Annotated in this window: 23 protein-coding genes, 1 tRNA gene and 3 pseudogenes; 16 read left to right on the top strand and 11 right to left on the bottom strand. The window is 52.7% G+C overall.

The genetic code is table 11. The annotated features are described in order from the left end of the window. Positions 1-1,551, bottom strand: a pseudogene (locus tag ACNKIB_RS08135) (hypothetical protein); the annotation flags it as partial. Between the two features lie 304 nt (positions 1,552-1,855). On the opposite strand from ACNKIB_RS08135, the gene ACNKIB_RS08130 reads away from it, so the two are divergent. Then, positions 1,856-3,217, top strand: coding sequence for a nitrogenase component 1 (locus ACNKIB_RS08130; protein ID WP_417910048.1), 1,362 nt, complete (start codon positions 1,856-1,858; stop codon positions 3,215-3,217). A 441-nt stretch (positions 3,218-3,658) separates the two neighbouring features. Here ACNKIB_RS08130 and epmA read toward each other — a convergent pair whose 3' ends face one another. From epmA to dnaN, 5 genes are read right to left on the bottom strand one after another with little or no spacing between them, the layout of a single operon-like run. Then, positions 3,659-4,549, bottom strand: coding sequence for an EF-P lysine aminoacylase EpmA (epmA, locus tag ACNKIB_RS08125; RefSeq protein ID WP_417910047.1), 891 nt, complete (start codon positions 4,547-4,549; stop codon positions 3,659-3,661). Positions 4,550-4,582: 33 nt separating this feature from the next. Continuing rightward, entirely contained in the window at positions 4,583-4,753 is a 171-nt protein-coding gene (locus ACNKIB_RS08120) for a hypothetical protein (protein WP_417910046.1), read from the bottom strand. Continuing rightward, complete coding sequence (locus ACNKIB_RS08115; protein ID WP_417910045.1) at positions 4,743-5,111, bottom strand: hypothetical protein; 369 nt, start codon at positions 5,109-5,111, stop codon at positions 4,743-4,745. The genes ACNKIB_RS08120 and ACNKIB_RS08115 overlap by 11 nt, the downstream gene beginning before the upstream one ends. A 41-nt stretch (positions 5,112-5,152) precedes the next feature. Continuing rightward, a complete protein-coding gene (locus ACNKIB_RS08110) occupies positions 5,153-5,905 on the bottom strand; it encodes a biotin--[acetyl-CoA-carboxylase] ligase (protein ID WP_417910044.1) in 753 nt (250 codons plus the stop codon). After that, positions 5,905-7,053, bottom strand: a complete 1,149-nt coding sequence (dnaN, locus tag ACNKIB_RS08105; RefSeq protein ID WP_417910043.1) for a DNA polymerase III subunit beta — start codon at positions 7,051-7,053, stop codon at positions 5,905-5,907. Before dnaN ends, ACNKIB_RS08110 begins: the two co-directional genes overlap by 1 nt. 342 nt (positions 7,054-7,395) lie before the next feature. On the opposite strand from dnaN, the gene ACNKIB_RS08100 reads away from it, so the two are divergent. From ACNKIB_RS08100 to ACNKIB_RS08045, 12 genes and pseudogenes are all read left to right on the top strand, one after another. Further along, the gene (locus tag ACNKIB_RS08100; protein WP_417910042.1) at positions 7,396-9,042 is read left to right on the top strand and encodes a DUF4080 domain-containing protein; all 1,647 of its coding nucleotides are present in this window, start codon (positions 7,396-7,398) and stop codon (positions 9,040-9,042) included. A 3-nt stretch (positions 9,043-9,045) separates the two neighbouring features. Then, positions 9,046-9,684 carry a SanA/YdcF family protein gene (locus ACNKIB_RS08095; protein WP_417910041.1) on the top strand — a complete coding sequence of 213 codons (639 nt, stop codon included), beginning with the start codon at positions 9,046-9,048 and terminating at the stop codon, positions 9,682-9,684. Between the two features lie 349 nt (positions 9,685-10,033). Continuing rightward, positions 10,034-10,516, top strand: a complete 483-nt coding sequence (locus ACNKIB_RS08090) for a hypothetical protein (RefSeq protein ID WP_417910040.1) — start codon at positions 10,034-10,036, stop codon at positions 10,514-10,516. Between the two features lie 53 nt (positions 10,517-10,569). Continuing rightward, positions 10,570-10,782 (top strand): annotated as a pseudogene (locus ACNKIB_RS08085) (DUF1161 domain-containing protein); the annotation flags it as partial. Between the two features lie 168 nt (positions 10,783-10,950). Beyond that, a pseudogene (locus ACNKIB_RS08080) lies at positions 10,951-11,109 on the top strand (DUF1161 domain-containing protein); the annotation flags it as partial. Between the two features lie 372 nt (positions 11,110-11,481). After that, on the top strand, positions 11,482-12,255 hold the full coding sequence (locus ACNKIB_RS08075; RefSeq protein ID WP_417910039.1) for an arginyltransferase: 774 nt from the start codon (positions 11,482-11,484) through the stop codon (positions 12,253-12,255). Between the two features lie 156 nt (positions 12,256-12,411). Next, positions 12,412-12,798, top strand: a complete 387-nt coding sequence (locus ACNKIB_RS08070) for a DUF2703 domain-containing protein (RefSeq protein WP_417910038.1) — start codon at positions 12,412-12,414, stop codon at positions 12,796-12,798. Positions 12,799-12,909: 111 nt separating this feature from the next. Beyond that, positions 12,910-13,086: a hypothetical protein gene (locus ACNKIB_RS08065; protein ID WP_417910037.1), complete on the top strand. Its 177-nt coding sequence runs from the start codon at positions 12,910-12,912 to the stop codon at positions 13,084-13,086. Between the two features lie 468 nt (positions 13,087-13,554). Beyond that, entirely contained in the window at positions 13,555-13,911 is a 357-nt protein-coding gene (locus ACNKIB_RS08060; RefSeq protein WP_417910036.1) for a hypothetical protein, read from the top strand. Between the two features lie 9 nt (positions 13,912-13,920). Continuing rightward, positions 13,921-15,510 carry an NAD(P)H-hydrate dehydratase gene (locus ACNKIB_RS08055; RefSeq protein ID WP_417910035.1) on the top strand — a complete coding sequence of 530 codons (1,590 nt, stop codon included), beginning with the start codon at positions 13,921-13,923 and terminating at the stop codon, positions 15,508-15,510. Between the two features lie 60 nt (positions 15,511-15,570). After that, a complete protein-coding gene (locus ACNKIB_RS08050; RefSeq protein WP_417910034.1) occupies positions 15,571-16,029 on the top strand; it encodes a CBS domain-containing protein in 459 nt (152 codons plus the stop codon). Positions 16,030-16,318: 289 nt separating this feature from the next. Continuing rightward, positions 16,319-16,702 carry a hypothetical protein gene (locus tag ACNKIB_RS08045; RefSeq protein WP_417910033.1) on the top strand — a complete coding sequence of 128 codons (384 nt, stop codon included), beginning with the start codon at positions 16,319-16,321 and terminating at the stop codon, positions 16,700-16,702. A 110-nt stretch (positions 16,703-16,812) separates the two neighbouring features. Here ACNKIB_RS08045 and ACNKIB_RS08040 read toward each other — a convergent pair whose 3' ends face one another. From ACNKIB_RS08040 to ACNKIB_RS08025, 4 genes are read right to left on the bottom strand one after another with little or no spacing between them, the layout of a single operon-like run. Further along, complete coding sequence (locus tag ACNKIB_RS08040; protein WP_417910032.1) at positions 16,813-19,275, bottom strand: CHASE2 domain-containing protein; 2,463 nt, start codon at positions 19,273-19,275, stop codon at positions 16,813-16,815. Beyond that, on the bottom strand, positions 19,269-20,321 hold the full coding sequence (locus ACNKIB_RS08035; protein WP_417910031.1) for a FecR family protein: 1,053 nt from the start codon (positions 20,319-20,321) through the stop codon (positions 19,269-19,271). The genes ACNKIB_RS08040 and ACNKIB_RS08035 overlap by 7 nt, the downstream gene beginning before the upstream one ends. Continuing rightward, positions 20,318-21,139 carry a FecR family protein gene (locus ACNKIB_RS08030; protein WP_417910030.1) on the bottom strand — a complete coding sequence of 274 codons (822 nt, stop codon included), beginning with the start codon at positions 21,137-21,139 and terminating at the stop codon, positions 20,318-20,320. Before ACNKIB_RS08030 ends, ACNKIB_RS08035 begins: the two co-directional genes overlap by 4 nt. Next, positions 21,136-21,930, bottom strand: a complete 795-nt coding sequence (locus ACNKIB_RS08025; RefSeq protein WP_417910029.1) for a phosphatase PAP2 family protein — start codon at positions 21,928-21,930, stop codon at positions 21,136-21,138. The genes ACNKIB_RS08030 and ACNKIB_RS08025 overlap by 4 nt, the downstream gene beginning before the upstream one ends. Positions 21,931-22,077: 147 nt before the next feature. Between ACNKIB_RS08025 and ACNKIB_RS08020 the strand changes: the two genes are divergently transcribed. The 3 genes from ACNKIB_RS08020 (at position 22,078) to typA (ending at position 24,948) form a co-directional block, all read left to right on the top strand. Beyond that, positions 22,078-22,154: transfer RNA gene (locus tag ACNKIB_RS08020), tRNA-Arg, on the top strand. Between the two features lie 386 nt (positions 22,155-22,540). Further along, positions 22,541-22,984: a DUF29 domain-containing protein gene (locus tag ACNKIB_RS08015; protein ID WP_417910028.1), complete on the top strand. Its 444-nt coding sequence runs from the start codon at positions 22,541-22,543 to the stop codon at positions 22,982-22,984. Between the two features lie 164 nt (positions 22,985-23,148). Continuing rightward, positions 23,149-24,948 (top strand): translational GTPase TypA, encoded by a 1,800-nt coding sequence (gene typA, locus ACNKIB_RS08010; protein ID WP_417910027.1) that lies wholly within the window; start codon positions 23,149-23,151, stop codon positions 24,946-24,948. 222 nt (positions 24,949-25,170) lie between these two features. On the opposite strand, the gene ACNKIB_RS08005 is transcribed toward typA, so the two are convergent. Continuing rightward, on the bottom strand, positions 25,171-25,307 hold a 137-nt coding region (locus tag ACNKIB_RS08005; RefSeq protein WP_417908837.1), incomplete at its 5' end, for a transposase.

Raw genomic sequence — 25,307 nt, 5'->3', positions numbered from 1 at the left:
GGTTGCGCCCTTATCACCTACCGGGCCTTTGTCGCCAATCAGACCTTGCGGGCCTTGATCGCCGGTTGCGCCCTTATCACCTACTGGGCCTTTGTCGCCAATCAGACCTTGCGGGCCTTGATCGCCGGTTGCGCCCTTATCACCTACTGGGCCTTTGTCGCCAATCAGACCTTGCGGGCCTTGATCGCCGGTTGCGCCCTTATCACCTACCGGGCCTTTGTCGCCAATCAGACCTTGCGGGCCTTGATCGCCATCAGCACCTGGATTACCAGTTGGGCCTACTGGGCCACGATTACCCTCTGGGCCTTGAACGCCGGGCTGTCCTTGATCACCATCAGCTCCATCAGCACCTGGATTACCAGTCGGGCCTACAGGGCCGCGATCACCCTTTGCGCCCTTGTTACCAGTTGGGCCTACCGGGCCTTTGTCGCCAATCAGACCTTGCGGGCCTTGATCGCCAGTTAGACCTTTGTCACCAGTCTCTCCCTTGGCACCTTGATCGCCAGTCAGACCCTTGTCGCCGGTTTCGCCTTTGTCACCAGTATCGCCCTTGGCACCTTGCTCACCTACTGGGCCTTGATCACCGGTTTCACCTTTGTCGCCAGGCTTGCCATCTGGCCCAGGAAGACCATCTTTGCCGTCAGCACCTGGTAAACCATCTTTACCATCTGCTCCAGGTGCGCCTGGCTTACCATCTGGCCCAGGAAGACCATCTTTGCCGTCAGCACCAGGTAAACCATCTTTACCATCTACTCCAGGTGCGCCTGGCTTACCGTCAGGCCCAGGAAGACCATCTTTGCCATCAGCACCAGGATTCCCATCTACTCCAGGCTTGCCATCCGGGCCTTGTTTACCAGTAGGACCTGTTGGGCCGCGATCACCTGTTTCACCCTTGTCGCCAGTCGGACCTTTGGCTCCTTCAGGGCCTGTTGGGCCAGTAGGTCCTGCCGGGCAGTCAGTACAGCACTTGTCTTCGCTACCCTTTGGATCTGCACATACAACCGCATGGGCAACGAGATATATAGTGTCGGCAAGCGCAATAGTACTGTTTAGATTTATTTCGTAAGCACCATTACCAATGTTTGTAATTTTACCTTTGGTTTTGTTGCCATACTGTCCTGGTGCTGAAGTCGGAACGTCAACATCTGCTGCATACAAATGGGCTTCTTTTAAAGAAAACCCTTTCTTCATTTCGAAGACTATAGAGAGCTTTCCATCTGTACGCTTGACAGCTAATGAACCAACATGGGTTCCTTTGCTAATATCATTTTGACCAGCACCTGCATATACAGGAACAACAAAATCATCGTTGTTACCTACAGCAAGCTGCCATCCCCAGCGGTTTGCGATGATCTTAGGAAGATCATTTAGCTCTCTATCGCCGAGATTGATATCAAGAAGCCCGTCACCATCGCGATCACCAAACGCGAATGATGTTTCGCAGAGATTATCTTGACCACCATCATCTTTATCTTTCTTCTTATCCGTAGCGTTAGCCGCTGTCATCATAATTGATGCCAGACATAACGCTGTGAGTACCTGTTTCTTCATTGCACGACTCCTCCAATTTGTGAATCGGTTTAATTTTTTGTTCCTATGTTTCCTTATATAACATTTTAGTCCTTGCTTGCAAGTGAAAAGATACAAAGCAATGTTGAAAAATTTAGACCGACCGACAGCAAGGTGTTAAAAATTGCAAAAATGCGACTTGCATTCTTTTTTGTATGTGATAAGGAAGAAGCACCCTGGCTCCACAAGCAATCAACGCATTGAAAAATCGATATAAGAAACAAACCCCAGCTTGGCACAGCTCTTGCAAGGAAGAGGAAGAGATCCCCATTCGCCAGGAGCAACCATGACTAAGCCACATCCTAACTACATCTCCACCACCAACGCCTGCAAGCTCTGTCGTCCCCTCGGTGCTTGCTTGGTCTTCAAGGGCATTGAAAGTGCAGTCCCCTATCTGCACGGTTCACAGGGCTGCGCTACCTATATGCGTCGCTACATCATCAGTCACTACAACGAGCCAATCGATATCGCCTCGTCCTCTTTGTCGGAAAAGAACGCCGTTTACGGTGGCGGCCCCAATCTCAAGTTAGGCCTGAGCAACGTAGCGATGAAATATCGCCCGGCCTTGATTGGCATCGCCACCACTTGCTTGACTGAGACCATTGGCGACGATGTTGCCCGCTATCTCAAGGAGTATGCCAAGGACACCGAAGGCTCAGAGGGACTGCCAGAGTTTGTCCACGTCTCTACACCCAGTTATTCCGGCACCCACATGGAAGGCTTCCACGGCGCAGTGCAGGCAGTAGTCGAACAACTGGCACACGGCGGGCCAAGAACCGAAACCATCAACCTCCTCCCCGGTTTTGTCTCCTCAGCAGATTATCGCCTGCTCAAAGAAATCATGGCGGACTTCGGCCTCCACTGCACCATGCTGCCTGATCTCGCTGAGACTATGGATGGCCAGGCTTTGTTGGAATATGAAAAGATTCAGGCGGGCGGCACACCCCTCGCCGCGATTGCTGCAATGGGCCGCAGTCGCGCCAGCATCGAATTGGGCCGCACTCTCAGCAATGAAAAGAGCGGCGGCTTGCACCTGAAGGAACGTTTCAAGATCAGTCAGCACCGGCTCGGCCTGCCTATCGGCATTGAAGAAAGCGACCGCTTCTTTTCGCTCCTTTCCCAATTGAGTGATCTGCCAGTGCCGGAGAAATACCGCAAGGAGCGGGGTCGGCTCGTTGATGCCTACGTGGATGGCCACAAGTACGTCTTTGGCAAAAAGGCCATTGTCTATGGCGAGGAGGATTTGGTGGTAGGTCTAACCGCTTTCTTGGCGGAGATCGGCGTTGTGCCGGTACTTTGCGCCTCTGGTGGCACGTCAGGCAAGCTGGCCGCAGCCATTGCTGACGTAACTGGCCACATTCTGGCTGAACAGCCGCAGGTGCATGAAGGCGCGGACTTCTTTGACATCGCGGAGATTATGGAAAGCCTGGAGCCAGACCTGCTCGTCGGCCATTCCAAGGGCTATCCGCTCGCCCGCAAGCTGCATATCCCGCTTATCCGGGTAGGTTTTCCCGTTCATGATCGGGTTGGCGGCCAACGCATCCTGCATCTCGGCTATAGCGGGGCGCAACAACTCTATGATACCGTGACCAACGCGCTTATTGCCAAGAAGCAAGACGATTCTCCGGTAGGCTACTCCTATATGTAACGAGGCGCAAAACAAGAGCAAGCTGGTCAGGTTATCAAGGAGGTGGATTGGCTTGTTCCAGACCAGCTTGGCAACGTGTAAAAGCTCCTAACAGACGAGTGAATGCTCTGTTCAAACGAGTAAACGGAGCATTCAGACATGTAAATGCTGCATTCACTCGTCTAAATGCAGCTTGCTAACGTGCAAAAGCTCCTAACAAACGAGTGAATGCTGGTTCTGGACATCCAAATCCTCCATTTACTCGTCTGAATGCAACTTGGCAACGTGCAAAATCTCCTAGCAAACGAGTGAATACTGGTTTTGGACATCCAGAAGCTCCTAACAAACGTATGAATGCTGGTTTCGTATATCCAAAAGCTCTATTCAAACGAGTAAACAGAGCATTCAGACATGTAAATCCTGCTGGCAAAGGAGTTTGGTTCAACAAAACTCCTTTGCTGCTTACAAATCTTCGTCCGCAAAGGGCAGCACCTCGGCGAGACTGTGCCGCCCAAGCAGTATCATCAACAGGCGATCAAGTCCCAGGGCAATGCCAGCGCATTCAGGTAATTGCGCTAGGTCGCGGAGGAATTTCTCTGGCATGAGATTGGGATTTAACTCCGCTTTAACTAGCTCTGCGCTGAAGCGCTGTCGTTGCGCCTGGCTGTCGGTCAGCTCAGAAAAGCCGTTGGCCAACTCAATCCCGTTGATATACAGCTCAACGCGCTCGGCCACCGCCGGATTTTCCTGCTTGGGCCGGGCCAACGCGGCTAATTCCAAGGGGTAATCGCAGAGAAACACCGCGCCAAGCTGGGCCAGCTCCGGCTCCAACTTTTCCACCAGCAGCACATCAAAGCTGCCTTTAGCCACAGCCTGGGCAGCTGACTGCCCAGCAAAGCGGAGAAAGGCCTCTTCGACAGTCAGCCGCTGCCAAGGCTCTGCTTGCGCTGCCCAAGCGGGCAAAGCCAGCCAGCCCTGGTCTGCGCAGGCCTGGGCCAGCTGGCGTATCAAGGCCTCACATTCTGCCATCAACTCAGCATAGGTCCAGCCGACCTGATACCACTCCAGCATGGCAAATTCCTCCAAATGCAGCCGCCCGCGTTCTTCTTTGCGGAAGCAGCGGCAGATTTGGAAGAGCTGGGAACAGCCTCTGGCGAGCAGCCGTTTCATGCACAGCTCTGGCGAGGTTTGCAAAAAGCGGTCTCCAGAGAGCAGCGGCTGGATGTAGGCCTCTGGAATCAACACCGGCAAGCGGATAGGGGTGTCAACTTCGAGATATTGGCGGCCAGCAAAGAAGCTGCGCACCGCCTGAAGCAGGAAAGAGCGTTTCTGAAGATCAGCAGGAGAGAGCATGAGGAATGGAGCGGTGTTTTGCTTTATGCAGAGTTAGTTGCAGAGGTGGCATGGGCTATTTTCTGGAATGATATGCTCCTCAACAAGATAGGCATCGTGGTTGACAGAGGCATCTTCTACCTCATCCTCAATGGGTTGGCTGCCGAGCTGAAAGATCGGGTCGTTTTCAACTGGAACAACCAGAATCGATATCCTAGACAGCATAAATAAATACTTCTGTTTTCTCGTCAGAGACAGTTTTGGCAGTCATCTCGGCCTCGGTCTGTACTCCTTTGACTATATTTATCGAATCGCAATCAGGGAAGAGCGCATAGACAATTGACGTGGTAACATGTTCTGCATCAGAAAGAGGGCAGCCTCGCTGATTGGTGCAGGATACTCTGACGCAGACGATGTATTGATAATTTTTCCTTGGCTTAAATTCCCTTGAACATCGCTTTATTTTTTCATGAAAGAGTTCCATTTCCCCTGGTTCAGCCAGAGAACTTTTTGTTCTTACATCAGGAATTGTAAAAGTTGTCACTAATTGACTGCCAGAAGGCAGCGGCAGAAAAAAAGCCATGATTTCTCCTTTGGTAAAATTTTGTACTTTTTACTTGATACTTACTGCTCGTTTGGCCGCAAGGCGGCTACCTTGATCGGGTTGAGATCACCTGCTGTCACTCGGTGTTCAACCTGTTGCTGGTCAAGGACAAGATATCGCCCGTCCTCGGCAAGCCCTGCCCCGATGGCTGAGAGCACTTGGCCCTCGTGGTAATATTCCAGCGGCCTGCCAAGGAGATAATCCCGCTGCCGCCATTCGGCCAGCACGGCGGCTTTATCCTGCTGGAGTTGCTTAACAGCGACGAGCAGGGCCTCGCACAAAGGTGGCAGCAGATCAATAGGGTGGTATGCCACGCCTAATTCGGCAAGACTGATGATCCTGCCGCGTAAATCCAGCGGAAACTGCTCAGGTAGGGTAGCCACATTGATGCCCACCCCGATCACCACAAATTCTGGCAACCCACCTCGCAGCGGCCCGCTTTCCGTGAGAATGCCGCCGAGTTTTCGGTCAGCAACATAGAGGTCGTTCGGCCATTTGAGCTGCACCTGCACGCCTGTTGCCTGCTTGATACCTCTGCTGAGTCCGACTCCAGCAGCTAACGTGAGGAGGGGAAAATCGCCAGGCTCCAACGCAGGTCGGACAATCAGGGAAAAATACAAGCCACCGAGCGGCGAGGCGAATGACCGCCCGCCGCGTCCGCGTCCGCCAGTCTGCTGATCGGCCTGCACCACCGTGCCTTGCTCTGCTCCCTGCTGGGCTAAGTCCAGGGCAAGGCTGCTGGTGGAATCCAGGACAGGATACTGCTGGAACATCAGGCAATGGACGGCGAGTTGCTCAGTTTCATCGGCATGACAATACCAAGAAAGCCCTGGTCTGCGGCTGAACTGATCAGGCAGGGGCTTTCATCCGAGCTGACTGCGGCAGAAACTGCATCGCCTTCAAGTACGGAAAGAGCCTCCATGAAATAGCGACAATTGAAACCCATGCAGAGATCATTGCCGCTGTAGGTGATTTCAATCTCATCCCGCGCTGAACCAAAGTCTGCGTTCTCGGAAGTAAGAATGAGGCGGTTGCCTTTGGCCTCAAAGCGAATGGCATGGAACATATCTTCGGTAAAAAGATTGATCCGCTTCAGCGATTCGAGGAAAAGGTTCTTGTTGATGAACATGCTGTTGTCAGCAGGCAGTGAGCGGAGGATGTTCTCAAAATCCGGGAAATCGCCTTCCATCAAGCGGATGATCAGCACCGAATGCTCGCTCTCCAAAACCAGTTTTTTCTGATCTACACCGATCCGGCAGATATCCAACTCCTCGCAGAACTTGCGCATTTGCTGCACACCCCGGCGGGGAATCAGGATTGATTGCCCGAAATCCAGGCCAGCCAAGCCTGCTGCTTCCCGATTCATGATGCTTAGGCGGTGGCCGTCAGACGTAACCATGCGCAGCACAGTTTTGCCCTCTTCTTCCCGCTTCTGGAGCAAGGCAGCGGTGAGGTTGAACATGTTCTCCCGCTCAGGGGCGATAGAGAAGATGGTCTTGTCGATTAAATCGCAGAGCACCTCGCTCTCCACATCTGCCAAGGCCTGTTCGTTGTAGTATTCAAACTGGGGAAACTCCTCGCTCACCATGCCAGCCAGGCGATAGGTGCTGCTGCCTGCGCTGATTCGCACCCAATGCTTCTCCTCTTCCTTAAAATTGATCGTTTCAGAGCCGGATTCTCGGGCCAATTCGAAGAGCTTCTTGGCTGGCAAGGTTAAGGTGCCCTCTTCAAAGACTTCAGCCATGACGGTCTGGCGCAAACTGACCTCCAAGTCCGTACCAGTGAAGACCACCTCGTTGCTTCGCACTTCCAGTAGCACGTTGGAAAGGATGGCCAGCGTGCCTTTCTTGTTCGTGATGTTCTGCTGGGCACTCACCGCCTCTAAAAGGTCTTTCTTGGCGATGTTGAAATGGAACGGCATAATAGATACTCCTTTTATATAGAAAAAACTTATTGATATTGGGGCTGTTGATTTGTTGATAACAGATGCAACCCGCTGGTTTACCAAGAATTGCCCTGTTGATAACTTGGGAGTTCTTTTGTTGAAAAGTTAGACCCGCTCAGATTGGTTGACCACTTGCTAACAAGTTATCAACAGGTTGTTAACAAGTTTTCAACAGGCCAGCGAGTCCAAGTTTGAAAGAAGAAAATATACCAAGTTGCCGCTCCAATGACGATGTTTTATTTCGGCGAACTGTTCCTGCTCGTTGCAATTCTGGTCAGATTGAGTTAACTCTGTGGGAAATTCAACCGCTGGACAACCATGCTCCACCTGATCAGCCTCAACTGCCGCTACTCCCATTCCTGCTTGGCGCAATTCTGCCTCCGCGCCGAACTCGAACGTCGTTTGCCGGATGAACTGGTTCTCCTCAGCCAATTCACCCTCAACGACCCCTATTACGCCACCTTGCTGCGGATTAGCAGCCAACCTGCCAAGGCCGTACTGTTCTCGGTTTATATCTGGAATCATGCCTATATCCGCCGCCTAGTGACTGATCTGGCCCGGCTTTTGCCCGACTTGCCCATCATTCTTGGCGGCCCGCAGGCCGCTGCTTTGCAAGGCCTTGGCACGATCTTTAGGGGAGAAATCGAAGGGGCAAACGAAGAGTTTTTCCTTGATCTCCAAGCTGGAACTCTGAAGCCTGACTATCAAGCAGAAACAACGCACCATTTTCCCTCGCCTTACCGACAGGAAGATTTTTCCAGCCTCCTGCGCAACCGCCAGGTCTATTATGAATCCTCACGCGGCTGCCCTTTTTCCTGCTCCTACTGCCTTTCTTCGCTATCCAAGGGAGTTCGGCATAAGCCGCTCGACCTGGTTAAGGAGGAGCTGCGCGGTCTAATTGCTGCCAAACCCATGATCATCAAGCTGGTTGACCGCACCTTCAACGACAACCCAGAACGCGCCCTTACGCTGTGGGAATTTCTCCTCAAGGAGGCGGATGGAGTTCGTTTTCATTTTGAGATCGCCCCTGATCGCTTCACTGAAGAGATGTTTACCCTGCTCAAACAGGTGCCCTGCGATCTCTTTCAGTTTGAGATTGGCCTGCAAAGCTGTAACGAGGAGACTTTGGCTGCGGTTAAGCGCCGCATGAATCTTGCGCAGGCTGAGGCGAACATCCGCCGCCTGGTTGCCTTTGACACCATTCATATTCATGCGGATTTGATTCTCGGCCTCCCCTTTGAAACAGCAGAGAGCTTCCGTGCCTCTTTCAACCGAGTCTTTCGCTGCGTACCCCATTACATCCAACTTGGCCTACTCAAAGTGCTGCCAGACACTGAGATGCAGGCGCGGGCAGGAGAATTCGGCTTAGTGTATTGCAGCGAGCCACCGTATGAAGTGCTGGCCACACGCTGGTTAGAGCATCAGCAACTCAGGGAGCTGTACGAGTTCTGCGAATGTGGGGAAGCCTTTTACAACAGCCGCTTCTTCCGTTCTCTGTGGCCGTATCTTCTGCGGAGCAACGAGGAACCGAGTTGTTTTTTCCAGGCCTTGCTTGAAATCTGCCGCGAACATGACTTCTTCCGCCTCGCGCACACTCAGGCCCTGATGAACAGCCTGTTGGTGCAACTGGCCCAGCAGCGTAAAGATGGTGCGCTCGTGCTGGAGCTGCTGCGCTACGACTGGCTGCGCTGCGGTCAGCGTTCTTTGCCAGACAACTTGGCAACAAGCTCACAACCAGAGCTGCGCGACCGCCTGCGCCGCGAACTACCCCAAAGCGTAGAGGGCTTGTTCACGGTTCGCTCGCGACTGGAGTTCCTGAAACAGGCTGTCTTTCTCGAACTCTCTGAATCCGCCCTGGCTGCCCTTGGTTTGGATGAGACCGACCAGCCTGCGATCTTGGCTTTTCTGCCAGAGCAGTGTGGTGGCGTGATGAAATATAACCGGACGGTGGTGCTACCCTCCTGAAAAATGCAGATGAAACGAAAACTACTTGTTGTCTTGCTCATTTTTTCCATTTTGACTGCTACTTTAATTGTTTCTGCCAATCTCATAATCAGCAGTTCCGCGCAATATACCTTTGACAACCTCAGTGAACTGCGGCCAGCATACTGCGCCATTCTTCTTGGCACCTCAAAATGGTTGCGAGGAGGCAGGCGGAATCTGTATTATCAATATAGAATTATCGCCGCCGTAGAAGTTTACAAAAGCGGGAAATGCAAAAAGATCATTGTCTCAGGCGACAACCGAACGCAGCAATACAACGAGCCAATGACCATGAAACGCGATCTGATCAAGGCCGGAGTACAGGAAGCAGATGTGATCTGCGACTATGCTGGCTTCAGAACCCTGGATTCCATCCTCCGTTTCAAGGAAATCTTTGGCCAACAGCACGGTATTGTCATCTCGCAGAAGTTTCACAACACCAGAGCCGTATATATTGGCCGAGCCTACGGCATAGAATTGTACGGTTATAATGCCCGTGATGTCGATGTCTATGGTGGTTTGAAAACACGCTTGCGCGAGGTGTTATCCAAAGCCATGTGTGTGCTGGATGTAAAGATCTTGCAGACGAAACCAAAATTTTTAGGAGAGAAAATCAAGATTTGAAGGTATGCTTGGCTTGAGCGTGTTGATGAATCTGCCAAGGATATGTTTGTTGCACGTGGCCAGGATCAGGAGGGGAAAAAGCCCAAGCAACCGCCTGGCTAGCTCGCAGGGCTTCTTTTCGTGCCTGCCTTCTGCCTTGAGTACGCGCCAGCGGTAGAGATTGACCGCAAAGTGGCTGCAAATATTTTTTCTCGCTTCAGTAATTTACGCTTGACACTCCTACTGTTGTATGGCTATTGACTGTTTGATAGAGTTGAAAGAAGAAAGACCGGCCTCCAGCCTCTGCACAGATGGTTTCGCCGGACATTGTATTTTCCTCTAACCAAAGGGCCACGCTATGGTGTTTCTCTTGAATATCATCACGCACATCATGATTCTTTTTGGGATCATGGGGCTGATAGCCTATATCGGCTACGCGGTTCATAAAGAAGAGAAGATGTTTGAGAAGGTTATTTTGATTATCTCGGCCATGACGGGCTTTTTAATCTATTTCGGGGCGAGAGCCTTGGGGCTTTCTATCCCTGCAATGATGATGGCCTCAGTTTCTGTGACCAATCCCATTAAAATGGCTGTGTTTTCCATCTTGATCCCGTGGTCAGTTGGCATTGCTGTGGCGTGGTATTTCAGCTGGTGTTTGAGCAAGCACATTGACATCGCCTTCCGAGTGGTTATTCTCATCAGTGCCTTCATTGTAACCCTGTTCGGCGACGTGTATGCTGCTTCCTACACCGTTGAGGCCGGTGGCGGCAGCATTGACACTTCGTTGCTCCCCAATCTCACCTTTACAGTAGGGATGGGACTGTATATCATACTGAATTACAAAACACGGTGATCTGTTTCGCCTTATCTAAATATCGCCTGTCGCTGACAAGGAGAGTTGTGCTTATGAAACACTTTGTTTTTTTTCTATCTGCGGTGTTGTTTGGCTTTGGCCAAGCTGCTGCGGCTGTCAAACCTTGCGAGGAGCTGCGGGCTGAGATTGCTGCCAAGTTGGACAGCAAGGGGGTAAAGGGCTATGAACTGGCTATTGCCACTGATGCTGGCGAGGCTGGCAAGGTTGTAGGCCGCTGCGAGGACGGGTCCAAGAAGATCGTCTATTTCAAACCAGGAGCCAAGCCTGCCCAGAATCAGGTTGTCGCGCTGCCTGAAAAGTTGGGGCAGGATCGACCGCAGGTTACGGTGGCCCTGCCTGTACCGCAAGGCGATGAAAAGCCGGTGCCTGTGGTAGCGGTCAAGATGATTCAGGTGGAGTCTGATTTGACCATCAAATCCTGCGAAGAGCTGAAGACCGAGATTGCTGGCAAGCTGGCTGCTAAGGGTGTGAAGAACTATGAACTGACAGTTGCCGCCAGAGGCAAGGCTGCGGGCAAAGTTGTGGGCAGCTGCGAGAACGGCTCCAAGCAGATCGTCTATAGCAAAAAATAAGGAACGCGAGCACTACTCGGGCAGTATCTTTCCTGATCTGAGATGGGGAAAGATGCTGCGCAGGATCTGTTCGTGATCTTTCTTCCCCAGCAGCAGTCGTTCCCTTGTCGGTATCTTCAATCGGCTCTCGAGTTGTTTTCTCTGGCTCTTAAGCAGCCAATTTCCGTGACATTGCGGCAAAACTTGGTAAAATGACTACAAATACTGCTGGGCTACGCCTATGCAGAAAAGTCAATCAATATCAGGAAAGATCATGGAGATTGCGCTTGGCAGCTTAACGAATTGGAATTTTGACAAAAAAGAATATGCTCCGGCTGATGGCTGGGCTGCTTCTTTTCCCAGCGGATTGGCTTACGCCAGGAGGTAGCTTGAATGATGCATTCAACTTTGCCGAATTCCATGCCAGGAAGCCGGATCAAGCAGCAGCACGTGGATAAGCAGCGCATCGGGAAAAATCTGGAGCAGTATTTCGCTGACATCGCTGCCCGTTGCCCTTACGAGCAGCCGCACAAGGCTGTTTATCATCAAGCCGTGTTTGGCTCCTTAACAGACTCCACTGTCGGCCTATTTTTTGAAAATGGTTATCGTCGCAACGGCAATTGCATGTATTCCATGCGCTGTCCAGGCTGTAACGAATGCGTTCCTATCCGCCTGAACCCGCAACAGTTCCAGCCTAACCGGAGTCAACAGCGAGTCTGGAAGAAAAACCACGATGTCGCGGTTGGTTTGGCCCCTGTAACCATGTCTGACGAGAATCTCGCCCTCCTCGAACGCTTCTTGAAGGCCCGTTTCCCCGGTGGCAGGGCAGATGCGGAAAGTTACTACAGCGGTTTTTTCATCACTTCCATGACTAAGTGCTTTGAAATCCGCTATCGCACCGAGGACAACAAACTGCTCGGGGTGGCCGTTGTGGATTGCTCGGATCAATGGCTCAATGCCGTCTATTTCTACTTTGATCCAGATCAGGCCAAGCGGAGTCCCGGCACCCTAAACATTCTGTATTTGATTGATTTCTGCCGTCGGCATGGTATCTGCACGCTGTATCTCGGATACTGGATCAAGCGACTCAAGGGGATGCAGTACAAGGCAGATTTTCGCCCGCACGAAATTCTCATTGATGGCACTTGGCAGCAATCGTCGCGCTAAAGAAACTACCCGCACCTTTTTGGCCTCGGTCTGAACCCTTGCTGAAACCTCCTGTGGCAGGTCTGATGCGGCGGAGACCTCTTTTCGCCGCAGAGTTACTGTTTTCCCAACCGCGTATGCTGCCTGCGCTCTGAGATAAATGAACCGGAAAGAAAAATGCACGTCCTAGAAATCGAGTGGAGACATTTTGACCAAGAAGGCAACACCTGTATCCGCTGTTCAGAGACCGGCGCGGCCCTGCAAAAGGCGGTAACAGAACTTGCCGAAGAATGCCAGCCAAAAGGCTGGGAGCTGCGTTTCCAGGAAACCAAGCTGCCTGCACAGCGGATGGAGGAATCCAACCTGATTCTGATCAATGGTAAGCCGCTTGAGCAGCTTCTGCCCCATGCAACCCTGCGCCAGAGTCATTGCCAGTCTTGCTGCGAAATGCTGGGCAGCGAAGCAACGCAGTGTCGGGCCATCGAGCTGGATGGCAGACTCTATGAAGGCATTCCGTGGCAGCTTATCCGCCAGGCCGTCTGTGCCGCAGCGCAATGCTGCTGAGAAGCAAAATAGGCAGGCAAGCGTTCAGAGATCGCGCAGTAGGTTTGCAACGAGTAAAAGCTCCTTGCAAACGAGTGGATGGAGCGGCAACTGATTTAGCACCACAGAACCATGAAACCAGATTCCATTATCGCCGATATCCGCCAAGCACGAGACGAAATATCCGAACGTTTTAAAGGCGACATGGCCAAAATATATGCTTTCTTCAAAGAAGAAGAGAAGAAAGCAGGCAGGCGGATCAAACCGCTGCAACGCCGCAGCGAGACAAAAGCGAATTCCCTTCCCTGAAATTTGCCTGCACAGGTTCCCTAGCCGGTGGTGTTTGTCCGTCAGGAGCTTTTAGACGTGCAAAAGCAGCATTCAGACGAGTGAACAGAGCATTTACATGTCTGAATGGAGCATTCACACCTTGAAAATCTCCTGACAAACGTTTGCATATAGATTTCGGACGTACAAAAGCAGCATTCAGACGAGTGAACGGAGCATTTACTCGTTGAAAAGCTCCTAGCGAACGTCTGTATAGAGCTTTCGGACATACAAGATCAGTATTCAAACGAGCGAACAGAGTATTTACATGTCTAAACGGAGCATTCACTCGTTGAAAATCTCCTGACAAACGTTTGCATAGAGATTTCGGACGTGCAAAAGCAGCATTTATATGTTTGAATAGAGCATTCAGACGTGTGAAAACTGCTTCTACACGTCTGCCGCCTCCCTTGCCACAAGGGAAAACTCATTTTTCAGGAGGGATAGCTCATGGCATTCAAACGGAAAAGCTCGCAAGTCATCGCTCAAGCGCAGCAACGCGCTGCCAATCTGAAGGCGATTGACTCGAACCTGGATTTGGGCAATGATCTCACGGTTGCCACCCTTGCAAACGAGATTGCAGAGGTGCAAGCCGCCCTTGATGCCTATAATGGCCAACTTGCGCAGGCTGATGCCTTGGGCAACTACTTCAAAGCCGCAGAAAAAAAGCTGCGCAGCCTATCCAGCCGGATGTTGGCCGGGGTTGGCGTAAAGTACGGCAAAGACAGCAGCCAGTACGAGATGGCAGGCGGCACCCGCACCAGCGAAATCACCCGTAGCAGCAAGCCAAAAATCCCAGCGGCGTAGGCAGCAATCATGAAACTCGCCACCCCAGAGCAGATGCAGTCCCTTGACCGGGCTGCGATGGAGGAGCTGGGCATTCCTGGCCTGGTGCTGATGGAGAACGCGGGCCGGGCAACCCTTGATCAGATGGAAGCACAGTTTGGCCCGGTGCTCGGCAAGAGTGTTTGCCTGTTTATCGGGCCAGGCAACAACGGTGGCGACGGTTTGGTGATAGCCCGCCATGTTCTCCAGCGAGGCGGTGTGCCTTTACTGGTCTTTCTCATCGAGCCAGAACAGCTGCGCGGCGATGCCGCTGTCAATGCAGGCATTTGCGCCAAACTCTGGCTTACCCATTACATCATTCGCCAAGAAGCAGAGCTGCCGCAGCTCCTCGACAAAATCCGGCAGCTCCATTTTACGCAGCCTGTGCACAGTCTGGTGGATGCTCTGTTCGGCATCGGCCTGAGTCGCAAGCTCGAAGGCTGCTTTGCCGCTGTGGTGCGCTTGATCAACGAGCTTGCCCAGCAGCAGCACTGGCCTGTTGTGGCGGTTGATATTCCCTCTGGCCTCTCTGCCCAGACCGGAATGCCGCTTGGCTGCTCTGTTGAGGCGGATTTAACCGTGACTTACGGCCTGGCCAAGCCAGGGCAGTACCTGCATGGCGGCGCAGCGGTCGGCAAACTGAAAGTGGCAGACATTGGCATCCCAGAGCAGCTAGTTGCAGCGGCAAAATTGCCTGGTCAATTGCTTGAGCAGCGGGGTATTGCCGCTTTGCTCCGCCCAAGAGCCAAGGCAGCTCACAAAGGCAGCTTTGGGCATCTACTGATTCTCGCTGGTTCTGAAGGTAAAACCGGTGCAGCCCTCTTGGCAGCCAAAGCTGCCTTGCGCAGCGGCTGTGGTTTGGTGACATTGGCCGTGCCAAAAGCACTCAACCCGATTTTTGCCACAGCTCTGCCCGAAGTAATGACGGTGCCTTTGCCTGGCTCAGACAGTTATCTGTCCGCAGCGGATTATGAACAGATCACAAACTTGCTGGCAGACAAGGATGCCTTGGTTATCGGCCCTGGTATCGGCCTCGCCCCAGAGACCGGCGAGCTGGTGTTGCGGTTGCACCGCCGGGTTCATCTGCCCATCGTGCTTGATGCCGATGCGCTCAACTTATTAGCGCAGAACACGCTCTCGATTGCCGATGCCGCTGGGCCGCGCCTGCTTACCCCGCATCCTGGCGAGATGGCCAGATTGACTGGGCTGCGGACAACCGAGATTCAGGCTGATCGGCTCAAAGCCGCCGACTGGTTGGCCGAGGCAGAAATCCGCGATGGCCACGAAATCATCACGGTATTGAAAGGCGCAGGCACCGTAATCTGCTCCAGCAAAGGTGGCTGGGCAGTCAACAGCAGTGGCAACAACGGTCTAGCCGTTGGCGGCACCGGTGATGTGCTGGCTGGCTTCATTGGTGGCTTGTTGGCCCAGGGCTATATCCCTTGGGAGGCGGCTGCCATTGGCGTTTTCCTCCACGGACTTGCTGCGGACTTGCTGGCTCAGAAGCAGCAGCACGGTTTCACCGCAGGAGAATTGGCCGCAGCCCTGCCTTGGGCGATCAGCACTCTCCAGCAGAAATAAAACAACAAAGGCAGGCAGAGAAACCTGCTCTTACCCTTCTTTGGGAACAAGAGGAACAGCATGTTGATAGCAAAAGACCTGATGACCACCAATGTCATTGCCGTGACACCCGATACTGCCGTGCGTGAACTGGCCCGCATTCTCTCAGAAAACCGGATCAGCGGCGCACCAGTGGTTGATGGCATGGGCAAAGTGATTGGCGTGGTCACAGAAAGCGATCTGATCTTTCAAAATAAGAAAGTGCACATCCCCACAGCTCTGGCGATCTTAGATGCCTTTTTCTTTCTTGAAGACCCAGACGTGATGGAACGGGAGATGAAAAAGATTGCCGGAACCACGGTGGCAGACATTCAAACCAGCAAGCCTGTGACGGTGCAGCAAAACACCCCGATGGAAGAAGTGGCGACCTTGATGGCGGAGAAAAAGGTACATACTCTGCCAGTGCTGGATGAAAACGAGCAGCTCGTCGGGGTGATCGGCAAATCAGACATCATCCGCATGATTGCGGAGGGGAAATAATTAGAGCCTTTCTCTCACTGAGCGCGGCAGCCGCATTCCTTCCAGCCTCTCTTCTCAGCTCACAGTCTTTGTGAGCTGATCTCGCAATTTCTTGTGATGTTATCTCGCAAACGCAGGAAGTGTACGCAACATTTTTTCCATTCTGAGCTTTTTCCTTTTGACAAAAGCTCCTTTTTCGCATATCGGTACCTACAAAGTCAAGTTTGAGATCGTTTACCTCTTTGCTACTCATTGCGTAACCTCGAAATGAGGTTACGATTATTTATTCTTAACAACCCATGAGGTTAACATGAAAAAGGCTATATTGTTAGGCGGGTTATTTTTATCATTGATGAGTAGTACAGCAATGGCTGCAACAACTATTGGAAGAATTCATTTTGTAGGTACAACCCCTGCATTAAAAGTGGGGACGAGCTATCAGTCTAGAATACGTTTTTCAATTATTGGCACCTGCGGTGATGATCAAGACGCAAAACTGCGTTGGTTCAGCGTCATTTCAGGAGTTAAGGCGCAGGACATAGCAAACTATCGTAACCTGCATGATACGTTGCTGAATGCGTTTCGTAATAGTGATAACGATACCTATGTACAGTTTGATGGGATTAGCTGCGATGCCGTTGCAACAAACGGCAATATTCCTATTAATAAGGTACAGCTTGGTACGTTACACTAAGAAAGAGCATTCTAGTTTGATCTCTTCTGGAGAAGTGGCTGCACATACCTCTCCAGTGCTTTGCCCTTCTACTTCTTATCTTCTGGAAGGTACCGAAGGAGTGGAAGGGCCTACTTGCTCCGCATATCTGTGATGCCGTCCCAATGCGAGGGGGGATTTTCGGCCAGCTGACGGCAGCGTTCTTCGTACAGTTTGTAGAGCTTGTCTTCTGGCTGGTGCGCGGCCAGCTGTTGAAACAGCTGGCCAGCAGCCTGAAAATCAGCGGCATCAACGGCATTGTAGTACAGGGAAAACGCCTCGTCATACAAACGCATTTCCTCGACTTTCTCGCCGTAGTGGTCTGCGAGCTTGTGTTTGCCGAGTAACTGATAAACGGCCACAGGTTCGCTTTTACCGACCACCCGCACAGTGTCCACTCGGCGGAATTCAAAATGACCTATCTCCACTGCCTCATAGACTGCCCCGCTGACTAAGATGTCAGCACCGTAATATTTGGTCAGTCCCTCTAAACGAGAGGCGAGATTGACGGTATCACCGATGACGGTGTAGGCAAAACGCTGTTGCGACCCCATGTTACCCACCCGGGCTGTGCCGCAATGAATACCAATGCCGATGCGGATGTTGGGTAGGCCCCGCTTCAGCCAGGAATGGTTGAGCGTCTCCAACTCGCTCAACATAGCTAGGGCACTTTCGCAGGCATGACGGACATGGTTCGAGGTGGCCATCGGTGCATTCCAGAAAGCCATCACCGCATCACCGATGAATTTATCCACTGTGCCCCGCCGGTTCATGATGGCTGCGGTCATTGGGGTTAGGTATTCGTTGAGAAAGGCGCAGAGGGCATCTGGCCGCATCTTTTCCGCCATACTGGTGAAGCTGCGGATGTCAGAGAAAAGGATGCTCAACTCACGCTCCTCGCCGCTGAGAACTAAGCTGTCCTGATTCTTGACCAGTTCATCTACCACTTCCGGGGCCAGATATTGGGCAAAGGCGGAGCGGAGCCGGAAGCTTTTCCGCTCCTCGGCAAAATAGTTGAAAGAGGTCAGCACGGTGTAGAGCAGACCTGTTGCGGCAGTTGGCGTGACCATATCAACCAACAGATGGTTCCAACGGAAATTCCACAGGGAGAAGACCAGGCTGCCAGCAACTAGGCCAAAGGCAATGAGCAGGCCACCTGCGGCTCCAGCCCTGGGCAGGAGAAAAGTCAGCAGGAGGCCAATGCCGCAAAGCTGGATAACCTCCAGGCCTTTGACCCATTCGGGCCGATCAAGAAAGCTGCCGGTCAGGATGGTGTTGAGGGCTTGGCCGTGGAACTCTACACCGGGAAAGACCTCGCTTACTGGTACGGCGATCAGATCAAAAAGTCCAAAGGCCGAGGTTCCAACTATGACATAGGTTTTCTCCAGGAGTTTCCGCAACGCAGCTGCTTGCTGTTCAGCCTCTTGGGGATTGTCATGCTTCTTCAAGATGTCAGCAGCAGAGATGTAGCGCAACTTACCAGGTTTTGCTTTGAAGGAACTTGGACAGTGCAGGAAGGGGAACCAATGTTGCAGCTTCTGGAAGAAAGAGGTGCTGTATTTCAACAGCCTCTTCAACGAGGATCTATTCCGTCTCGGAAATTTCTCGGACTTCTGGAGCGCATCATCGTCATAGGGCCGCCCGCTGAAATTGACCAGCATCTCCCCCCGCATGGTTGTGGGTATCCGGTGCTGGCCGACTTGTACTGTCCGCACCCCGTTATCGTTGCTTTCAACGATAACAGGTTTGCCACCTGCTGCGGCTTGGAGCATGGCCAGCACCAGACTGGGGTATAGTTCTTCCTTGGAGTTGATCAGCAGGGGCAGACGGCGGGAGATAGCATCTTCGTCTGGCACGATATTGAAAAAACCGCTGCCTTGAGCGGCTTGTTCAATCTCTGGGAGATTGACATCCACAGTGTTGAAGCGGTGCAGGAAGGAAGCAGGATACTGACCTCGCAGGACAAAGCTGCCACTCTTCTTGGGGGCGACATCAGCGGCAGCAGATCCCTGGTTGATGAAAAGATGACCGACAACAACTGGCACTGGGCTGGCGGTTAAGACTCCGGCTAAAAGCTGATCATGGTCGGTCAGGCTGTGCAAATAGTTCTGCACTGCCGCAGGCATGTTTTTCTCTTCGACATCAACGAGACGGCTTGGTGAGGTCCGGTCTGGTTCGGCAAAGACGATATCCAGACCAATAACCGCTGGTTTGGCAGCAGCAATTTTGTTGATCAACTGGGCTGTCCGGTTGCGCGGCCAGGGCCACTGGCCGATTTCGGCGAGACTTTTCGAGTCGATATCAACAATCACTACGGGCGGATCAGCCAGCGGCGCGGGCATCTGCTCGATGAGCAAATCAAAGGACTTGAGACGCAGATCATTGAGCAGAGACGGATTCCAAAGGGCAAGACCGGTCAGAGCAAGCGAAACCGTTCCGCCAACAAGATGCAGCAAATGGCCTGCGCTGCATTTTTTCCAAGCTGTAGAAAGCAGCTGTAGCCTGCTGCCGCAAAGTGTTTGCAACCGGGCTAGGCCGGGCAACGATGTCACCATGTGAAGCCTGAACTGCACTCCGAGTTGCTCTCTTCATAGGCCCGACTTGTCTCTGCTCCGGCAATGCCGAGCATATCTGCTGCGTTTTGTACGAGCTTCCGGTCTGTCCCAGCGCAATACAAGGCCTTTAGGCCAGGCCGAATTTTCAATTTGTTTTCCTTGCTCACAATGAAGGCGAGAATTTCTACTGGAGCTGCGCCTTTGGCCAGGGCATTCTTGACTGCCCAGTTCAGGCCACACTGCTCCTCATGCTTAAGGAACGCCTGCTGCCAGGCCGCAGCCTGGTCAAATTCCGGGGCGATCCTGTGCAGAACATGCCAGGCTGTTTGGCCGAGCTGGAAGGATGGAGAGGCCTGCTGGTCTGCTGCTGCGCTGGCTGCGGACATTGGGCCAACAGTGACTGCGCCGCCTGCTGTACCGGTTAGCACCACGGTTGAATTACCGCCGCCAGTCACCAAGGCGGTCATCAGCGAGGTCGATGAATGCGGCGAAGGCCCGACTGCGAGCGCAAAATCCGTGCCTCGGACTCCGGCTACTGCTGTCGGGGTTTTGATGCGGAACGAGCTGTCGCCTGTCATTTTGGAGACAACTGCGCGCAGCTTGCCCAGCAGGAGCTGGAGCTGGGTATCGCGGTGGTCTTCATCAGAGCTGTACGCCGCTTGGTCGATCACCATTTTTGACTGGGCTGCCAGGATCAGGATGCTTTTGTCCTTCATCAAGAGCTTGGCTCGAGTATCTTTGGCTGTGATCAGCGTGTCGCCGTTATAAACCGGCACCGATGGCAGGCACTGCTGGAGTTGGTAGGCTCCAGAGCCACCTTGCGGAATGACCAGCATGGTTCCCTGCATAACCTGCACTTTTCCTGCTTCAGCACCTCGTCCCTGCGCACGTCCCTGAGCTGCATCAGCAGATTCGGGCAACACAGTTTCGGTTTTAAAGAAATCGAGCAACTCCTGTTCGGAAAGCTGGAGCGCAGTAGCTCGGCCTGCGGATGGCGAGCAGAGCAGGAGAAAACAGACCAAGATCCCGGCAGCTGGCAGCTTCATTTTTTTGGTGTGTAGAAGAAATTGCAATTCAGCCCGATTTCCGGTGCGACTCGTCGCATCAACTTTCCAGCCCGCCAGCAGACTCTGATCGGCTTACCGATCTTTCCTCCCTCATCTGCCCTGAGCACCGACTGGGGACAAAGAACAGTGCCTGCGCCGCCTGTTGGGCTGGTAACTTCGACGAAGGAACGGCCCCCTCCTGTTAAGACTGCCGTCATGAGCTGCGAGGGAGCTTCTGGTGCAGGAGCAACTGCCAAGGCAAAGTCAGTGCCGCGCACTCCAGCCAACGCTGTCGGCGTTTTAACCGTGAAAGAAGTCTTTCCAGCCAGCTTGGAAACTATTGCCCGCATCCGGCCCAACAGGAGTTGCAATTTGGTATCACGACGGCCTTGATCAGGATTATATACTGCCCTGTCAAGCACCAGCTTAGACTGAGCAGTGAGGGTGAGAACGCTGTTGTCCTGCATGAGCAGCGTAACCCGGCTGCCTTTCTCGGTGATCAGCGTGTCGCCAGGGAAGAGCGGGGAGTCCTTTTGCAGCTTAAAGGCAGTCTTGTTGTTGTCCTTGTGCAGAACAAGCACCGCACCTTTGACAAGCTGCACAGCTCCGACTGGCTGGCCCTCGCCTGGCTCGAATAAGCCTTCCTTCACGGTCGCACCCGCTGGCAGGAGCGGCGTGGATGGCGTGTATTCTGTCTCCAGAAAGTGGAGCAGCTTGGCGGATTCCTCGTTGTCAGCGGCCAGGCTGTTAGCCGACGGCAACACAAGCAGCGTCCAGAAGAGCAGAACGCCCGCAGCCCATTGAAAACCTGTTTTCATTGCGTGGTCTCCTCAGCAGAGGAAGGGATTGATGATGACAGCTTGCTGCTGATTATATGCTGTCTTCGCTGCGGTTTCATCTGTTTTTCTTTATATCTGATGTCGATCCCCATAAGCAGTGCCAAAATTCCGCCGAGAAGATAAAGCAAGCCGCCTGCCCAAAGGATATCGCTGGGAAAATGTCCCCCTTGCAGAATGCGGGCGACTCCAACTAACGAGCCAAAAAGCACCCCTAAGACCAGAAAACCTGCCGCTACTTTTCGTCGCCGTTCCCGAAGGACAAACCAGGGCATCATTACCGCAAAAGCGATGGCCGCATGACCAGAGGGAAAAGAGCTATTTGTTCCTGCCTCGCCTGGCTGCCAGAACTGGGTAAATTGATGCGTACCACCAAATTCAACAATCTCTCTCGGTCGGGCGCGCCCGAACTGCTCCTTCAGGAGTACATTGATGATCAGGCCAGGGCCAAGAATAATGCAAAGAAGAACAAACACCGCCTGCTTGCGTAATGGCGTATATTGCTGTTTAACAAAGCCTGTCAGTAAGAAGATAAAGGCAATGGCGGCAATGAGTACTGCGGGTACTGCTGCCCACTGATACAGGATATTCCAGGGAAAAAGATTCCCCTGCGGCCAGGCCCAGCTTGAGGCAGGCAGCACAGCGGCAATGGAGAGATCGCGGGGCACCCAAGCAAAAATCAGGCGGTCGGCATCAATAAACCAAAGGGCGAGGCTCGCCAGGAGCAGAAAAAGAACCACTAACGCGAGTTCGAGCAATCTTTTTTTGACCATCTGGGATCAGAAAGTTGGGGCGAAGGCAGCGGCAGCAGGAAGAGAATCCCTGCTCGACGCAGTTTTTTGTTTGCAGACTTGTTTGAATAATACTATATTGCCTGCCTGGACGCTATAGTCGTAGCAAAAAGCGTCCTTTCACCCCACGGGCGGGTAGCTCAGATGGATAGAGTGTTGGCCTCCGAAGCCAAAGGTCGCGGGTTCGAATCCCACCTCGCCCACCAGTAACAAGCTGCGTCAGTGCAGGTTTTCCGCTAACTGCGCTCCAGTGTCTCTCCGCAAATTCACCAGTTTTTCCCTCTTGCTTTTTTGCTTTATCGGCCTGCTGCGCTGAACCAGAACACTGGCCAGAGCCTTCCTGCGTTCTCCTGCAAAACGTACCCTAATAGGAACGTCCCTCCTATTATAATAGGAGTGTGCCTGCTACCGTAATAGGAGGGTGACTCCTATTACGGTAGGAGATTGCCTCCTTGCCTAATACCTTTTCGGTGCCTGTGCTGGTGGGGTGAAGGGGGCTATCTGCGGTTGAAAGCGGCTGGATTTTTCTTGACAAGGGTTTAGCGCCGTTTTAGGGTGGATTGAGCAAATAAACAGCCAAATGAGAGAACACATGACCACAGCCAGCCTCTACGAAACAGATATGTACGCTTGGGCCATGCGCAATGCCCAGCTCTTGCGTGAACGTTGTACTGATCAGCTTGATTTTGAACACTTGGCCGAGGAAATTGAGAGCGTGGGTGCAAGCGAAAAGAGAGAGCTGCAAAGTAGGTTGGAGGTATTGATAGCGCATCTACTCAAGCTGAATTATCTCCATGTATTACTGGCGCAGAATGAACGCGGCTGGAAACTCACTGTGCGAGAACAACGTAGAAGAATTGCAGAGTGTTTAAGCGATAGCCCCAGCTTGCAAGCACATCTACCAACGTGTTCTGAACGGGCGTACAGCTATGCGGTTGATAGCATCGTCAGGCAAATCGGTGTGGATGAATCTATATTGCCAGCCACTTGCCCTTATACGTTGGAACAAATACTCGACAGCACGTTTTATCCCTGAAGAGGCTTCTGACGAACCTGCTCATATTTTCTCCCCAAAACCGCCTTTTCCACCAATCCCCTTGTCTTTTTGTTCTTCCTGCTGTACAGTCTGCCTTTTTTGCACCAATGCCGGGCGCAGTGCTGCGCCTTTTTTCATTTTTATAGAGGAGCTGTAGAGTAGTAATGGATCAGAGCAAGATCAGAAACGTGGCCATCATTGCCCACGTTGACCACGGTAAGACCACACTTGTTGATAAACTCTTTCACCAGAGCGGCATGTTCCGCGAAAACCAGCAGGTGGCAGAGCGGATGATGGATTCGATGGACCTGGAGCGGGAGCGAGGCATCACCATCGCCTCGAAGAACGGCTCCTACATGTATAAAGACTACAAGATCAACATCATTGACACGCCCGGCCATGCGGATTTCGGCGGCCAGGTAGAGCGCGTCCTGCGCATGGCGGACGGCGTGGTGCTGCTGGTTGATGCCCAGGAAGGCCCGATGCCGCAGACCTTCTTTGTCGTGAAGAAGGCTTTGGCTGCCAAGTTGCCCATTCTTGTCCTTATTAACAAAATAGATAAAGAGGCAGCCCGCTGCGAGTGGGCCGTGGATGAGGTTTTCGACCTCCTTGTCCGCCTGGAAGCACCGGACAGCACCCTTGATTTCCCGGTGATCTATGGTTCTGCCAAGCAGGCCTGCATGGTCGCTGATCACAAAGAGCCGCTCGTGCCGGGTCAAGGTATGGACCTCATCTCAGAGATGATCATCAAGCATGTGCCACCGCCTTCCGGTGATCCCAAGGCTCCGCTTCAGCTGCAAATTAACACCATTGATTATTCGCTCTACCTTGGCAGGTTGGGTATCGGCAGATTAGTCAATGGCACCCTGCGCCTGAATGACAGCATCGCTGTGGCTCGTCGCGATGGCTCGATCAAACCAGTGCGAATCAGCAAGATATTTGCCTTTGTCGGCAGCGAGAAAGTGCCGGTCGAAAGCGCAGACACCGGTGATATCGTGGCCATCGCCGGCATGGATGATGTCACCGTTGGTGTGACGTTCACTGATCCTGACAACCCCAAGCCCCTGCCGTTGATTGAGATTGATCCGCCAACCATCTCGATGCACTTCATCCCCAACGATTCCCCGTTCGCTGGGCAGGACGGCAAGTTTGTCACCTCGCGTCATATTGAGGAACGTCTGAACCGGGAAACCTTGGCTGACGTGGCCTTGCATACCGAACCGCTCACCGAAGGCGTTGGCTTCCGGGTTTCAGGCCGTGGTGAGTTGCATCTGTCGATCTTAATTGAAAAGATGCGGCGTGAAGGCTATGAGTTCCAAGTCACCCGTCCCCATGTCATCATGCGGGAAGAGGGAGGAAAGACCTTGGAGCCTTATGAGTCGCTGACCGTGGATGTAGATGAGAAGTACCAGGGCGCGGTGATTGATAAGCTGGGTCGGCTCAAAGGCGTGATGAGCGACATGAAAGTGCATAACGGCATGTCACGCATGATCTTCAAAGTGCCCACCCGTGGCTTGTTGGGCTATCGCTCCCAATTCATGACCGACACGCGGGGCATGGGCGTGATGAACTACGTCTTTGCTGAATGGGGGCCATACGCGGGCGAGATACAGAACCGCCAGAATGGGGTGTTGATCGTTAAGGAGAACTGCGTCAGCGTGGCCTACGCCTTGTTCAATCTGCAGGAGCGGGCCACCCTGTTTATCGGGCCTGGCGAGCCGCTCTATGTCGGGCAGATCATTGGCGAGAACAGCCGGGGCGAAGACATGGTGGTCAATCCAGCCAAAGGCAAGAAGCTGACCAACATGCGTGCTTCTGGCACGGATGAGGCGGTTATCCTTACCCCGCCGCGCACTATGAGTTTGGAAGACTGCATCGCCTATATTAACGACGATGAGCTAGTGGAAATCACACCCAAGAGCATCCGCCTGCGCAAGCAGAAGGATGCGAAGATCAGGGCCTGAGCTGCGCAAACAGGAAAGCAGGAAAGAACCCCGGCCTCTGCTTGCATGTTTCTGCAAACAGAGACCGGGGTTTTGCTTTATTCTTCGTTGCTGCAACATTCAGAATGCAAATTCTATCTCCCCCATGCTGTTGTCAAGAAAAGCTGCTGCTCATGAATCCCAGACATCCATGCTCATGAGTGTCCAACGATCATGTACATGAGTACCTCACGGTCATGCAACCTATCTCAAAAAACGGAGCAGAATAATTGAACAGGCGAGCAGTAAAAAAGCCAAAAAATTGTCAGCATGTCGGTCATATCGAACAACCAGCCGCCTGAAGTTTTGAAGCCAGGCGAAAAGCCGTTCAACTTTCCAGC

Origin of the sequence: Candidatus Electronema sp. PJ (genome assembly GCF_048287395.1) — a bacterium.
GTDB lineage: Bacteria > Desulfobacterota > Desulfobulbia > Desulfobulbales > Desulfobulbaceae > Electronema.
The sequence above is the reverse complement of the archived record's forward strand: the minus strand, read 5'-3'. Positions and strand labels throughout refer to the sequence as shown.

Coding starts and splice junctions, on each gene's coding strand:
- ACNKIB_RS08035 (WP_417910031.1), bottom strand. CDS start 20,321: ATGAAGCTGCCAGCTGCCGGGATCTTGGTCTGTTTTCTCCTGCTCTGC.
- ACNKIB_RS08095 (WP_417910041.1), top strand. CDS start 9,046: ATGCAGATGAAACGAAAACTACTTGTTGTCTTGCTCATTTTTTCCATT.
- ACNKIB_RS08110 (WP_417910044.1), bottom strand. CDS start 5,905: ATGTTCCAGCAGTATCCTGTCCTGGATTCCACCAGCAGCCTTGCCCTG.
- ACNKIB_RS08045 (WP_417910033.1), top strand. CDS start 16,319: ATGAAAAAGGCTATATTGTTAGGCGGGTTATTTTTATCATTGATGAGT.
- ACNKIB_RS08100 (WP_417910042.1), top strand. CDS start 7,396: ATGCTCCACCTGATCAGCCTCAACTGCCGCTACTCCCATTCCTGCTTG.
- epmA (WP_417910047.1), bottom strand. CDS start 4,549: ATGCTCTCTCCTGCTGATCTTCAGAAACGCTCTTTCCTGCTTCAGGCG.
- ACNKIB_RS08120 (WP_417910046.1), bottom strand. CDS start 4,753: ATGCTGTCTAGGATATCGATTCTGGTTGTTCCAGTTGAAAACGACCCG.
- ACNKIB_RS08130 (WP_417910048.1), top strand. CDS start 1,856: ATGACTAAGCCACATCCTAACTACATCTCCACCACCAACGCCTGCAAG.
- ACNKIB_RS08055 (WP_417910035.1), top strand. CDS start 13,921: ATGAAACTCGCCACCCCAGAGCAGATGCAGTCCCTTGACCGGGCTGCG.
- ACNKIB_RS08070 (WP_417910038.1), top strand. CDS start 12,412: ATGCACGTCCTAGAAATCGAGTGGAGACATTTTGACCAAGAAGGCAAC.
- ACNKIB_RS08030 (WP_417910030.1), bottom strand. CDS start 21,139: ATGAAAACAGGTTTTCAATGGGCTGCGGGCGTTCTGCTCTTCTGGACG.
- ACNKIB_RS08015 (WP_417910028.1), top strand. CDS start 22,541: ATGACCACAGCCAGCCTCTACGAAACAGATATGTACGCTTGGGCCATG.
- ACNKIB_RS08040 (WP_417910032.1), bottom strand. CDS start 19,275: ATGGTGACATCGTTGCCCGGCCTAGCCCGGTTGCAAACACTTTGCGGC.
- dnaN (WP_417910043.1), bottom strand. CDS start 7,053: ATGCCGTTCCATTTCAACATCGCCAAGAAAGACCTTTTAGAGGCGGTG.
- ACNKIB_RS08075 (WP_417910039.1), top strand. CDS start 11,482: ATGATGCATTCAACTTTGCCGAATTCCATGCCAGGAAGCCGGATCAAG.
- ACNKIB_RS08060 (WP_417910036.1), top strand. CDS start 13,555: ATGGCATTCAAACGGAAAAGCTCGCAAGTCATCGCTCAAGCGCAGCAA.
- ACNKIB_RS08025 (WP_417910029.1), bottom strand. CDS start 21,930: ATGGTCAAAAAAAGATTGCTCGAACTCGCGTTAGTGGTTCTTTTTCTG.
- typA (WP_417910027.1), top strand. CDS start 23,149: ATGGATCAGAGCAAGATCAGAAACGTGGCCATCATTGCCCACGTTGAC.
- ACNKIB_RS08115 (WP_417910045.1), bottom strand. CDS start 5,111: ATGGCTTTTTTTCTGCCGCTGCCTTCTGGCAGTCAATTAGTGACAACT.
- ACNKIB_RS08065 (WP_417910037.1), top strand. CDS start 12,910: ATGAAACCAGATTCCATTATCGCCGATATCCGCCAAGCACGAGACGAA.
- ACNKIB_RS08050 (WP_417910034.1), top strand. CDS start 15,571: ATGTTGATAGCAAAAGACCTGATGACCACCAATGTCATTGCCGTGACA.